This is a genomic window from Stenotrophomonas sp. 63632_Sma (assembly GCF_056482875.1).
Genome location: NZ_CM151220.1, coordinates 2827457 through 2840232, shown reverse-complemented (window position 1 = coordinate 2840232; position 12776 = coordinate 2827457). Strand labels below are relative to the sequence as shown.

At 63.7% G+C, this 12776-nt stretch carries 14 protein-coding genes; 11 read left to right on the top strand and 3 right to left on the bottom strand.

Features of this window, described 5'->3' with window-relative positions; genetic code table 11:
• Positions 1 to 41 precede the first annotated feature (41 nt).
• The gene (locus ACZK45_RS13215) at positions 42 to 518 is read right to left on the bottom strand and encodes a hypothetical protein (RefSeq protein WP_253144259.1); all 477 of its coding nucleotides are present in this window, start codon (positions 516 to 518) and stop codon (positions 42 to 44) included.
• A 93-nt stretch (positions 519 to 611) separates the two neighbouring features.
• Complete coding sequence (locus tag ACZK45_RS13210; RefSeq protein WP_478444802.1) at positions 612 to 1850, bottom strand: NADH:flavin oxidoreductase/NADH oxidase family protein; 1239 nt, start codon at positions 1848 to 1850, stop codon at positions 612 to 614.
• Positions 1851 to 1939: 89 nt separating this feature from the next.
• On the opposite strand from ACZK45_RS13210, the gene ACZK45_RS13205 reads away from it, so the two are divergent.
• Positions 1940 to 2419, top strand: coding sequence for a MerR family transcriptional regulator (locus tag ACZK45_RS13205; RefSeq protein ID WP_478444801.1), 480 nt, complete (start codon positions 1940 to 1942; stop codon positions 2417 to 2419).
• Between the two features lie 16 nt (positions 2420 to 2435).
• Here the strand turns inward: ACZK45_RS13205 and ACZK45_RS13200 are convergent, their stop codons facing one another.
• Complete coding sequence (locus tag ACZK45_RS13200; RefSeq protein WP_125893911.1) at positions 2436 to 3647, bottom strand: MFS transporter; 1212 nt, start codon at positions 3645 to 3647, stop codon at positions 2436 to 2438.
• A gap of 235 nt (positions 3648 to 3882) precedes the next feature.
• Between ACZK45_RS13200 and ACZK45_RS13195 the strand changes: the two genes are divergently transcribed.
• From ACZK45_RS13195 to ACZK45_RS13150, 10 genes are all read left to right on the top strand, one after another.
• Positions 3883 to 4140 carry a hypothetical protein gene (locus tag ACZK45_RS13195; protein WP_006374755.1) on the top strand — a complete coding sequence of 86 codons (258 nt, stop codon included), beginning with the start codon at positions 3883 to 3885 and terminating at the stop codon, positions 4138 to 4140.
• A 36-nt stretch (positions 4141 to 4176) separates the two neighbouring features.
• Positions 4177 to 5856 (top strand): type IV secretory system conjugative DNA transfer family protein, encoded by a 1680-nt coding sequence (locus ACZK45_RS13190; protein ID WP_125893913.1) that lies wholly within the window; start codon positions 4177 to 4179, stop codon positions 5854 to 5856.
• A 427-nt stretch (positions 5857 to 6283) separates the two neighbouring features.
• On the top strand, positions 6284 to 6730 hold the full coding sequence (locus ACZK45_RS13185; RefSeq protein WP_032129529.1) for a hypothetical protein: 447 nt from the start codon (positions 6284 to 6286) through the stop codon (positions 6728 to 6730).
• Positions 6731 to 6821: 91 nt separating this feature from the next.
• Entirely contained in the window at positions 6822 to 7877 is a 1056-nt protein-coding gene (locus ACZK45_RS13180) for a VirB8 family type IV secretion system protein (RefSeq protein ID WP_032129528.1), read from the top strand.
• Positions 7874 to 8653, top strand: coding sequence for a TrbG/VirB9 family P-type conjugative transfer protein (locus tag ACZK45_RS13175; RefSeq protein WP_006374751.1), 780 nt, complete (start codon positions 7874 to 7876; stop codon positions 8651 to 8653). Before ACZK45_RS13180 ends, ACZK45_RS13175 begins: the two co-directional genes overlap by 4 nt.
• Positions 8650 to 9915 carry a TrbI/VirB10 family protein gene (locus tag ACZK45_RS13170; protein ID WP_032129527.1) on the top strand — a complete coding sequence of 422 codons (1266 nt, stop codon included), beginning with the start codon at positions 8650 to 8652 and terminating at the stop codon, positions 9913 to 9915. Before ACZK45_RS13175 ends, ACZK45_RS13170 begins: the two co-directional genes overlap by 4 nt.
• 14 nt (positions 9916 to 9929) lie before the next feature.
• A complete protein-coding gene (gene virB11, locus ACZK45_RS13165) occupies positions 9930 to 10973 on the top strand; it encodes a P-type DNA transfer ATPase VirB11 (RefSeq protein WP_014037650.1) in 1044 nt (347 codons plus the stop codon).
• Positions 10974 to 10976: 3 nt separating this feature from the next.
• Positions 10977 to 11960: a lytic transglycosylase domain-containing protein gene (locus ACZK45_RS13160; RefSeq protein ID WP_071227599.1), complete on the top strand. Its 984-nt coding sequence runs from the start codon at positions 10977 to 10979 to the stop codon at positions 11958 to 11960.
• 73 nt (positions 11961 to 12033) lie between these two features.
• A complete protein-coding gene (locus ACZK45_RS13155; RefSeq protein WP_006374697.1) occupies positions 12034 to 12444 on the top strand; it encodes a TrbC/VirB2 family protein in 411 nt (136 codons plus the stop codon).
• Entirely contained in the window at positions 12437 to 12745 is a 309-nt protein-coding gene (locus tag ACZK45_RS13150; RefSeq protein ID WP_006374695.1) for a VirB3 family type IV secretion system protein, read from the top strand. The genes ACZK45_RS13155 and ACZK45_RS13150 overlap by 8 nt, the downstream gene beginning before the upstream one ends.
• Positions 12746 to 12776 lie beyond the last annotated feature (31 nt).

Below are 12776 nucleotides of genomic sequence, written 5' to 3'. Positions count from 1 at the left end.
CATGTGTTTTTCGCGCACGCGATGCAGGGCCGATGCAGGCCTCAGTCGAACTCACCCTCGGCCGATTCCAACCGTTGCCGGTAGGCAGCGCGGTGCTGATACAGGCGCTGGCATTCGGCCGACCTGTGGATGCGGCTGCCGGGTTCGTTGGCTACCGAGTCGCACATCCGCGCAATATGGTTGTTCTCTGCCAGCTCGGTGACGAAGAACACAGCCGTGATGCCGGTGCCGAGCAGCACGACATACAGCAGGCGGCTGAGCCAGCGCGACAGCTTGCGCTCGAAGTGCTGCTGGATGGTCAGGTCGAAACGGATGATGCTGAGCACGATCCAGATGATCGCGACCAGGAAGCAGAGCGTGGGCAACAGGCCGCGCCAGAGCCCGGCCTCGTAGACCGATTCGTTGTAATGGACGGCAGCCCCGGCACCGGCGATGGCGATGGCAAGTGCCCAGTTGCGGCCCAGCGAGAGCAGGTCATCGAGCAGCTTTTCGCGGTTCCTGTTTGATCCTGCTGCCACGGTGGTTCCTTCTGCGTGCTACGTCCGGCGGCGGACCGCCGCCGATCCTGCAGATGGTGGCGCATCGCTGCAGCGATGAGAAGACCGCGCGGCTCAATGTGCGATGGCGCGGGCACTGATCCAGCGCCTGTAGCGGCGGGTCCGGCACTTTGTGGCCGCCTGTGCCAGCAGCAGTGCCCATACCGGTGAAACCGTGGGTGCGGTGGGGTGGCGCCGGCTCAACCGGCCCAGCTGATACTTCACTGCGGCCATGTGCGCGCTGGCCGCCAGCGGCTTGCTGCGCCAGTTGATGTTGCGCAGCGTCGGCGCCGGGTCGCGGCCCTGCTGCCATTGCTGTGGCAGATCCGGCTCGATCGCCAGGGCGGTGGCGATGCCGACCATAGCCACGCCGCTGGCCAGCACCTGTTCTGCCACCTCGCGGCGGCGGATGCCGCCGGTGACCATCAACGGCATCGTTGCCACCGTGGCGATCTCGCGTGCGAATTCGAGGAAGTACGCTTCGCGGGCCACGCTGCGATCGTCGCGTGCGGCGCCGGTCATGGCCGGTGCTTCATAGCTGCCGCCGGACAGCTCGACCAGATCCACACCGAGGGGGGCCAGCATCTCCACCACGGCGCGCGCATCCTCGGGCGAGAAACCGCCGCGCTGGAAATCGGCGGAGTTGAGCTTCACCGCCACCACGAATGTGGGCGCCACCGACGCGCGTACACCCTGCACGATCTCCAGCAGCAAGCGCGCACGGTTTTCCAGGCTGCCGCCCCAGTGGTCCTCGCGCCGGTTCGACAGCGGTGACAGGAACTGGCTGAGCAGGTAGCCGTGCGCGGCATGGATCTCCACGCCACTGAAACCGGCACGCTCGGCCAGTTCGGCACTGCGGATGAAGCGCGCGATCACCGAGTCGATGTCGTCCTCGGTCATCGCCTTCGGCGGTGCGAACTGCTTGGACAGCGCGCCCATCTGCAATGCAACGGCCGACGGCGCGAGCGCGGGTTGACCGAGTGCGGCCGGCATCTGCCGCCCCGGGTGATTGATCTGCATCCACATCTGCGCACCCCGCGAGCGGGCAGTGTCCGCCCAGGCAGTGAAGCGGTCGAGGTGGCGGTCATCCTCCAGTACCACGCCGCCGGGCCCAGTCATGGCGCGCCCATCGACCATCACGTTGCCGGTGATGATCAGTCCGGCGCTGCCGTCGGCCCAGCGCTGGTACAACTGCAGTAGCGCTTCGGACGGAGCGTGGTCAGCGTCGGCCATGTTTTCCTCCATCGCCGCCTTGGCGATGCGGTTGCGGATGACGGCACCGGAGGGCAGTGCCAGGGGCGAGAACAGCGACATCGGACAGCTCCAGGACAGGGGAATGGGGCTACGCTAACCTTCAAGTTTGATTGAAGGTCAACAGGCTTCCATGTCGAGGATTCAGGCAGATGAAGATCGGTGAGCTGGCCCGCCGCACGGGCCTGACAGCGTCGCGCATCCGCTTCTACGAAGAGGCCGGGTTGTTGGTGGTCCAGCGCCAGGCCAACGGCTACCGCGATTATCCGGAGCAGGCGGTGCTGCTGCTGGAACTGATCACCGGTGCGCAGCGCGCCGGTTTCAGCCTGGAAGAGATCCGCGCGCTGTTGCCGCCGGACATGGGCCAGTGGCAGCACGAGGTACTGATCACGATGCTGCAGCAGAAGGTGGCCGACATCGAAGCGCTGCAGTTGCGGCTGTCAGAGAGCCGTGCGCACCTGCTGGCCCTGATCGAAGATATCCAGGCGCGGCCGGAGGGCATCGATTGCGCGGCCAATTCGCAGCGGGTGCTGGACCGGGTGAAGCGTGGTGAGCTGGCGCGGACGACCCTGGCGGCCGGCGATACCGCGTTGCTGCGGCCGGATCGCCGCCGCCGCACGGGCAGCGAATGACGATCCGGCGCGATGTTCAGAGGCTGCCGGCGACGGCGCTCTTGCGCTTCTTGTCCAGCATCACCGCCACGCACCACAGCAGCAGGCCGCCGATGGCGGTGGCCGCACCGACGTAGCCGGTGCTGGCCGGGCTGAAGCCGGCGCTGATCGCCATGCCACCCAGCCACGGGCCGAGCGCGTTGGCGGTATTGAAGGCGGCATGGTTGGAGGCGGCGGCCAGGGTCTGGGCTTCGCCGGCCACGTCCATCAGGCGGGTCTGCAGCACTGCCGCCAGCGCACCCATGGTGCCGACGGTGATGATCATCGGGCCGATGGTCCACACCGATTGCGCGGCCAGCGGATACAGCAGCAGCATCACGATCGACCACAGCAGCACCACCGCAGCGGCCTTGAAGTGGAACCTGTCGACCAGCCAGCCACCGGCGATGTTGCCGATGATGGCGCCGATGCCGAACACGCCCACCGCCAGCGGCATCCACGATTCGGCCACGCCGGTGACCTGCACCAGGGTCGGCGCCAGGTAGGTGAACACACAGAACATGCCGGCGAAACCGACCGCGCCGATCGCCAGCGCCAGCCACACCTGGGGGGTGTTGAAGGCACGCAGTTCGCGCATCGGCGAGGTGCGCACCTCGTCCGGGTCCGGCAGCAGGAAGCGCGCGATCATCGCCACGGTGGCGATGGCCAGCACGCTGACCAGGGCAAAGGCGGTGCGCCAGCTCAGCTGCTGGCCCAGCCAGGTGGTCAGCGGATTGCCGACCAGGATCGCGATCGACAGGCCCAGCAGTACGCGCGACATCGCCTGGCCGCGCTGGCCGGCCGGACTGATTGCGGCGGCCACCAGCATCGCCACGCCGAAGTAGGCGCCATGCGGCAAGCCGGCAACGAAACGTGCGATCAGCATCGTGCCGTAGTTCGGTGCCAGTGCGCTGGCCAGGTTGCCGACAGCATAGAAGCCCATCAGCGCCAGCAGCAGCTTGCGGCGCGGGAAGCTGGCGCCGACGAAGGCGAGAATCGGCGCACCGACGACCACGCCGATGGCATAGGCGCTGATCAGGTGGCCGACCTGGGTTTCGGAGATCGACAGGCCACGGCTGATCTCCAGCATCAGGCCCATGCTGGCGAACTCGCTGGTACCGATGGCGAAGCCGCCCAGGGACAGGGCAAGGATGATCAGGGTGCGCTGACGGGGCGTCAGCCGCGCAGCCAGGGAAGAGTTGGGGCTCATGCGGGGGCGCGATGGGGGCGGGCAGCCGTGCATTGTACTGCTGCACCGCAACAGCAGCAGCCACGCTGGGGGTAAATCAGCGTTTGATCCGTGGGGTTGCGGCAAGCCGGGCACGGGCTCGGTACGAAAGCAGGTTCGGCGCATTGTTGTCGGCGTCCTGCATGTAATGACGACATGGACGTCGGCATGATGCGAAACACAGGGGCTGCGGAGTGCTGGAACAAGGAGGATGTCGATGCAGGAATTCAGGCATGTGCTGGAGACGCGCGGCCGCTATCAGCTGGTAGCGGTGTCCTACGCGCCGGTGTACGCTCCGGGCGATGTGGTCGGCCATGCGGTCGTCGCCGACGATGGGGATCGTCTGACCGACCTGATGTCGCTGGCCGAAGCGCGCCAACGCCTGCAGGCACTGGTGCGTGAAGAGGGCGAAGAGCCCGGGCTGGAGAACGAAAACCACCTGCGGAAGAAGGCGTCGCGCTGGCGCCGCCGCTAGGCCGTCGCGCCCTTGTGCGCATCATGGAGGATCCGGGTGTTGCCCAGTAAGAAGTATCTGCTCATCGCCATCATCACGCTGGCGACCCTGCTGCTTGGTTTCGTGTTTTCCGGTTACCTGACCCTGTTGTTGCTGGGGCTGGACACCAAGCTGTTCACCTGGAACACGTACTACCAGTATTACCACGCCATTGGCCAGCCGCAGGTCGCGCCGTTCGTGGGCAAGATCAAGTGGGCCGGCTATCTCGGCTTCGGCCTGCCGCTGTTGGTCCTGCTGGTGACCGGCCTGGTGCTGCTGCTGAAGAAGGACAAGCGCTCGTTGCACGGCGACGCGCGCTTTGCCACCGGCGCCGACCTGTCCAAGCACGGCATGTTCAAGAAGACCGGCCAGAGCATCGTGGTTGGCAGCCATGGCGGCAAGCTGGTGCGGCTGGACGGCCAGCAGTTCGTGATCCTTGCAGCGCCCACCCGTTCAGGTAAGGGCGTAGGCGTCGTCATCCCGAACCTGCTGGAGTACGGCGAATCGCTGGTGGTGCTGGACATCAAGCAGGAGAACTTCGACCTGACCAGTGGCTGGCGTGCCAGTCAAGGGCAGGAGATCTACCTGTTCAATCCTTTCGCCGAAGATCGGCGCACGCACCGCTGGAACCCGCTCAGCTATGTTTCCGATGACCCGGCGTTCCGTGTCTCGGACCTGATGAGCATCGCCGCGATGTTGTATCCGGACGGGGCCGAGGACCAGAAATTCTGGGTCAGCCAGGCGCGCAACGCGTTCATGGCCTTCACCCTGTATCTGTTCGAAAACTGGGACGACGAGCGCAGCAGCGGTTTCCCGGGCGGCTCGGGCACGCCCACGCTGGGCGCTGTCTACCGGTTGTCGTCGGGGGACGGCACCGATCTGAAGAAGTACCTCAAGGCATTGTCGGAGCGGTCGTTCCTCAGCGCCAACGCGCGTTCGGCGTTCGCCAACATGCTGTCCCAGGCCGACGAGACCTTCGCCTCGATCCTGGGCACCTTCAAGGAGCCGCTCAATCCCTGGATCAATCCGGTGCTGGACAAGGCCACCAGCAGCAACGACTTCCTGCTGACCGATGTGCGCAGGAAGAAGATGACCATCTATATCGGCATCCAGCCCAACAAGCTGGCCGAGAGCCGATTGATCATCAACCTGTTCTTCAGCCAGTTGATCAACCTCAACACCAAGGAACTGCCCAAGTCCAACCCGGACCTGAAGTACCAGTGCCTGCTGTTGATGGACGAATTCACCTCCATCGGCAAGGTCGAGATCATCGCCTCGGCGGTGTCCTACATGGCCGGTTACAACATCCGCCTGCTGCCGATCATCCAGAGCATGTCCCAGCTTGATGCCACCTACGGCCGGGAAGTGTCACGCACGATCATCACCAACCACGCACTGCAGATCCTGTACGCGCCGCGCGAGCAGCAGGACGCCAACGACTACTCGGACATGCTGGGCTACACCACCGTCCGCAAGAAGAACGTCACCCATGCCCGTGAGAAGACCCACAACTTCACCGAAGAGCGGCGTGCACTGATGCTGCCGCAGGAGCTGAAGGCGATGGGGCCGGACAAGGAAGTATTCCTCTACGAGGGCATACCGCATCCGGTGAAGTGCGACAAGATCCGCTATTACAAGGATCGCTATTTCACATCGCGGCTGCTGCCGAAGGTCGACGTTCCGATGCTTAACGTCTAATTCACGTCGCTAAATTTGTGACGTAGATTCATATTCACCGACGTGAAAGCGTGAGCTGAGTCAAAAATTCGGCATCTGTTCATAGATTTTCAGACTTGTCTGACATGGAATTGACGCGTGGTTGTGTAACTCTGTGTGCGTCATCCAGAAGTGTGTGCTGGATGGCAAAAGTTGTAACGCAGGGTGGCCAGGAGTTTGTGCCATGGAAACAAGGATGGTTTCGACGTTGGTGAGGGTGTGCGGGTGTGTCGTCGGCAACGTCTGGCGGCCCCGCGACCTGGTTGGCAGCTTTCGGGCTGCAGGGGAGCCGGGGCAGGTGTGCTGCATGCCAGCGCGTCTCCCCGATTCCGGCGTGCGCCATGCAGCGCCGGACGGCCAGGGAACCAACGCTCGGGACTGCTTTTTCGTACGTCAAAGTGAAGCCCGTATGAATCAGGCGTTTATCGCGAAAATCTCCATCGCCGCAGTTGCGGCGCTGATGGTGGCAGGGTGTGCCACCAAGTCCGCCCCCGATTTCGGTGGGCGCTGGAAGCCGGTCAACCGCTTTGCCGTGGCGACGACCGAGATCCCGCTGTATTCCAGCTACGTCTACCAGGCCTCGCCGATGGATGGCACGCTCAAAGCCATGCTCGAGCGCTGGGCCAAGGATTCCGGACGAACACTGGACTACCGCCTCAGCTCGGACTTCACGCTGTATGGCGCGGTCTCGAAGATCGACACCACCAATGCGCAGCAGGCCGTGATCGATCTGACTTCGGCGTATTCGGCGCAAGGCATCTCCGTCTCCATTGTTGGCAACCAGATCGTTGTGCAGAGCGCAGGCTCGACGCCCACCGCGTCGGCGCAGGGCGCTGATTCCAACAGCGGCACCTGAGTCCACCTCGAAACCATCGAACGTGCCGCTCCCCGCGCGCCTGTCGCAGGGGCTCCATGCCCATTGATGTTTCAGCAGTACGGAAGAATCCATGTTCCGCAAGAAGGATCCCGGCAACAGTCCCAAGGTCGAGCAGTCGGTCGCCAAGGCGGTCAGCTACGAGATCACCGTGGCCGACATGGCGCGTCGCAGCGAGCGCCGTGCCTGGTGGGTCGCCACGGGCTCGTTGCTGATGTCGCTCGCACTGGCGGGCGGCTACTACTACATGCTGCCGCTGAAGGAGAAGGTGCCGTTCCTGGTGATGGCCGATGCGTACACGGGTACCGCGACGGTCGCACGCCTGAGCGGGACCTTCCAGGGCGAGACGATTACCAGCAACGAAGCGATCAATCGCAGCAATGTGGCCCAGTACGTACTGGCGCGCGAGTCGTACGACTCGGCGGTGATGGGCCTGCGCGATTGGGAACTGGTGTTCGTGATGTCCACCGATCCGGTGGCGCAGTCCATGCGCGTGCGCTATGCCGGCAACAACCCGCAGAACCCGTTCGTCATGTATGGCCGCGAACGTGCCATCCGGGTCAAGATCCTCAGCATCACGCCGCTGGGCGCCGAAGCGAACGGCAGCTTCCGCGGCGCTTCGGTGCGCATCCAGCGCAGCCTGCTGGACAAGCGCACTGGCGTTGCCACCTACCTGGACAACCAGCTGGTGACGATGCGCTTCGGCTACAACCAGAACCTGGCGCTGTCCGAGCAGGATCGCATCCTCAATCCGCTGGCCTTCCAGGTCACCGAGTATCGCGTCGACAACGACTATTCCCGTGGCGTCCCGGTGCCGGATGACGGCGCCATGCAGGCGCAGGCGCAGCAGGCTGCACAGGCCGCGCAGCAGGCCCAGGGTGTCTACGATCCCAACAACCCGGCCGCGGCCACGATGATCGATCCGGCCACCGGCCAGCCGGTCGCCGTCCCGGCCAATGGCCCGACGCCGGGCCAGCCGATGCCGGGTCAGCCCGTACAGGGGCAGCCCATGCCGGGTCAGCCGGTGCAGGGGCAAGCAATGCCGGGGCAGGCCATGCCCGGACAGCCGGCCATGAGGCCGGCGCAGAACAATTCCACCGGAACTGCTGATGGAGCAAGCAACCGATGAGTAGTCGAAATATCAGGGGAAGCGCACTGGCGCTGCTGTCGATGTTGTCGCTGTTGTTTTCAGCAGCGGCGATGGCGCAGGCGGTGGACCATTACGAGTACGAGAAGGACCGCATCTATCCGGTTCGCACCGGCCTGGGCCTGACCACCCAGATCGAGTTGAGCCCGAACGAGAAGATCCTCGACTACAGCACCGGCTTCAGCAGCGGCTGGGAACTGACCCGTCGCGAGAACGTGTTCTATCTCAAGCCGAAGAACGTCGACGTCGACACCAACATGATGGTGCGCACCGAGACCCATTCCTACATCTTCGAGCTCAAGGTGGTGGCCACTGACTGGCGCCAGCTGGAACAGGCCCGTCGTGCTGGCGTGCAGTACAAGATCGCCTTCACCTACCCGAACGACACCGTGTTCGGCGTCGCGCAGGAAGCGGTGGAAGAGGAGGCGCAGCCGCTGTTGAGCTCTGAACTGGCCAAGGACCGCCAGTACAACTTCAACTACTCCTATTCGACCAGCAAGGCGAAGAAGATGGGCTGGCTGATCCCGGTCAACGCCTACGACGACAGCCGTTTCACCTACCTGAAACTACCGAATTCGCCGGAGTACAAGACCGGCATCTTCCCGGCCGTGTTCGGTCGTGAAACGGAATACGGTGAAGACTTCGTGGTCAACACCACGGTTGAAGGCAATACGCTGATCGTGCACGGGACCTACCCGTACCTGGTCATCCGCCACGGCGACTTCGTCGTCGGCCTGCGAAGGAACGTGAAGAAATGAGCCAGCAGAACACTCCCGGAAACGACCCGAACAACGGACGCGACGAGAGCCAGAGTCCGTACGGTGCACAGGCTGCTCCGGAGGCGCAGACGAATCCGTACTTCGGCACGACCCAGGCTGAGCCTGCACCGGATCTGGACGCGGCCGCGCCGCAGCTGCGCTCGGCTGAAGAGCAGCGATTGAACCGCAAGGCGCTGCTGTTCCTGGGCGGTATCGTGGTGCTGCTTGTTGCCATGGGCTTCCTGCTGTTCCGCAAGGGCCAAGACAAGGACGATGCGCCGAAGGTGCCGGATGTTGCGCGCGCGAGCACGCCAACACTGCCGGATGCTGTCCAGACCGATCCGGGTCCGGCGCAGGCAATGCAGCCCGTTGATCCGATTCCGATGTTGCCGCCGCCTCCATTGGGGCCGAGTCGCCCTGAGCCGCCAGTGACGTTGGAAGATCGCTCCGCGGGCCCTCGTGGTCCGACGCTTGCCGAACGTCGGATGGGTGCCAGTGCCGACGGTTTCGTTGGCAATGGCAGTTCACAGGATGAGGAGCGCTCGCAGCAGGCGGGCATGGACGAATACACTCGGGCAATGCTGCAGCAGATGAACGGGCAGCAGAATGCAGCGCCAGCGCGCGTGCGTCGTGGCCCCGACGTGGATGACGTGTCCAATGCCAGCTACATCCGCAGTCCCGATGCGCTGCTGGTGCGAGGAACCTATCTGCGCTGTGTACTGGAAACCCGCATCATCACTGACATCGCGGGCTACACCTCGTGCCTGGTGACAGAGCCGGTGTACTCGATCAACGGCCGCAATCTGCTGCTGCCGAAGGGCTCCAAGATCTATGGCGCCTATGGCGGTGGTCCTACCGGCAAGCGGGTGGAAGTGATCTGGGACCGCATCACCACGCCGAACGGTATTGACGTGGCCATGTCCAGCCCGGGCGTGGATCAGCTGGGTGGCGCCGGTCATCCGGGCCAGTACAGCGCGCACTGGGGTAGTCGTATCGCCTCGGCGCTGATGATCAGCTTGTTGGCCGACGCGTTCAAGTACGCCGCCGCCGAACATGGCCCGGAGACCACCACGGTGGCCAACAACGGCATGACCATCCAGTCGCCCTATGAGAGCGCCACCGCGCGCACCATGGAACGCCTGGCCAACGAGTCGCTCAGCCAACGTCGCCCGCCGACCGTGACCATCAACCAAGGCACCATCGTGAATGTGTACGTCGCCAAGGACGTCGACTTCACGAGCGTGCTGCATCCTCGCCGGTAACCCAACGAACGATCATGGACGCTGAAGTGTCACCCCTTGCCCTCGTCTCCAGCGATTTCCTGCGCTATCAGTACGAAGTGCTGGGCATCGCCGAGTACATGACTTCCCCGGAAGTGACGGAAATCTGCATCAACCGTCCCGGTGAGCTGTACCTGGAAACCCGGGCGGGGTGGCAGCGGGTGGATGTGCCGAGCCTGACCTTCGAGCGGGCCCGGCAGTTCTGCACGGCGGTGGTGAACGAGAGCAACACCGGCCAGCGCATCACCGATGCCGATCCGGTGGTCTCGCTCACGTTTCCCACCGGCCAGCGTGCCCAGTTCGTGATTCCGCCGGCGTGCGATGCAGGCAAGGTGTCGATCACCATCCGTCTGCCGTCCAAGCACACCAAGTCGCTCAGCCAGTATCACGAAGATGGGTTCTTCAACCAGATCCTGGAAAGCGATGGCAGCATCAGCGAGCAGGATCGCGAGCTGCTGGAGCTGCGCCATTCGCGCGAGTACGCCGAGTTCTTCCGGCGTGCGGTGATGTACCGCAAGAACATCGTGGTATCCGGTGCGACCGGTAGCGGCAAGACCACCTTCATGAAAGCGCTGGTCAATCATATTCCGGACAACGAACGCCTGGTCACGATCGAGGACGCGCGCGAGCTGTTTCTGACCCAACCCAATGTGGTGCACCTGCTGTACTCCAAGGGTGGGCAGAGCACCAGCAATGTCAGTGCCAAGAGCTGCATGGAAGCCTGCCTGCGCATGAAGCCCGAGCGCATCATCCTGGCCGAGCTGCGCGGTGACGAGGCGTTCTACTTCATCCGCAACTGCGCATCGGGCCACCCGGGTTCGATCACCAGCTGCCATGCAGGCAGTCCGGAGCAGACCTGGGACCAGTTGGCCCTCATGGTGAAGGCCTCCACCGAAGGTTCGGGCCTGGAGTTCAACGTGATCAAGCGACTGTTGATGATGACCATCGACATCGTCGTGCATATCAAAGCGCACGCCGGTTCGCGCTACATCACCGGTATCGATTTCAATCCTGGGCGTGCCCAGGGGCAGGAGGGCTGAAGGATGCTGCCAGGACTGGAGATGATGGCGTGCCCGGAGATGGCGGTGTCGATGGACGTGATGCAGCACGTCATCAACGTTGAATCGTCACGCAACCCTTATGCCATCGGCGTAGTCGGTGGCGCTCTGGTGCGCCAGCCCAAGGCGCTGGACGAGGCACTGGCGACGGTTCGGATGCTGGAAGAGAAAGGCTACAACTTCTCCATCGGGCTGGCCCAGGTCAACCGCTATAACCTCGGCAAGTACGGCCTGGATTCCTACGAGAAGGCTTTCCAGCAATGCCCGAACCTGCAAGCGGGTTCTCGGATCCTCGCCGAGTGCTACAAGCGCTCCGGTGGTGACTGGGGCAAGTCATTCAGTTGCTACTACTCGGGCAATTTCGAGACCGGCTTCCGCCATGGCTATGTGCAGAAGGTCTATGACTCGATGCGCCGCGGGCAGCAGCTTGCCAGCAATGGTGTTGCACCGATCGACGTGGTGAGTCGCGGTGAACGCCGCAGCGTGAAGGTCGAGCATCACCCGCAGCTCGCTTCGCCGGCGCAGGCGCGCATCGTTGCGCAGGCGAGTGGCCCGGTGTACGTGCCGTCGGAAGACCCGGCACGTGCGTATGTCGTGTATCCGTCCACCGGTGCAATGGCGCGGGGCAGCCTGCTGAACATCGCCGACCAGGCGCTTTCCAAAGTGGTACTGGGCTCGGTGGATCGGATGATGCAGCCGCAGGCGCAGCCCACCCAAGGGGCCGCCTATCCGCAGCAACAGGCCGGTGGCATGCCGCAGCAGCTGCCTCAGCAGGGTCCGGCGCAGGCGATGGCCATGCCGCAGCAGTTGCCAGGTGCTGCAGGTGGCAGCAACGAGGGCCCTGTGATGTTGCGGCCCTGGAATGAGCGCAATCAGCCAGTGGCCGGCAATGGCAGTTCATATAACGCACCGGCACAGTCCGCACCGGTGCAGCAGATTCCCGCAGGGGATGCGGCCTTCGTGTTCTGACGAAGTCGTGGTACGGCCAGTCCCCCGGCTGGTCGATTCAGTTGTGTTAGTCCATCAACAAGGAAATCAATCCATGAAGCGATCCAATCTCGACCTCGTCCAGGCCCAGCGCACGCTGAAGACCCTGCTGATGGCCACTCTGTTCGTCGGCGCACTGTTTGCCCCGCAAGTCTTCGCCAACGGCGCCACCGACTTTGGCGGCACCGACAAGAAGGTCTGCAGCTTCTTCAACAACATCAACGGCCTGCTGAACATCGCCTCGATCGCCGTGGTCACCATCGCGGTGATCTTCGCTGGTTACCAGATCGCCTTCGCGCACAAGCGCATCGCTGACGTCGCCCCGATCCTGATCGGTGGCGTGCTGATCGGCGCCGCAGGCCAGATCGCGCGCATGCTGCTGGGTGATGGCAGCGACGGCAAGTGCGGTGGTGGCACCAGCACCTCCTACCTGATCAACCACGTGATCCAGTACTACAGTGCATAAGAACGTCGTGTTCCGCGGCTGCACGCGTCCAGCGATGTTCCTGGGCGTTCCCTACCTGCCATTCTTCATGGTGGCAGGCGGGCTGTTGCTGCTCAGCATGTACACGAACTTCTGGTTCCTGCTCACCATTCCGGTGGCGGTCTTCATCATGCGGCACATGGCCAAGCGTGACGAGATGATCTTCCGTCTGCTGGGCCTGCGCCTGATGTTCAAGCTGAAGGTGCGCAACGTGCAGGAGCACGATGGCATGTGGGTGCTCAACCCCAACCATTACCGCAACAAGCCGGCCCGAATGGATTGAGGTCCGGATCCGGCCTGGCGGGCATCCGCGC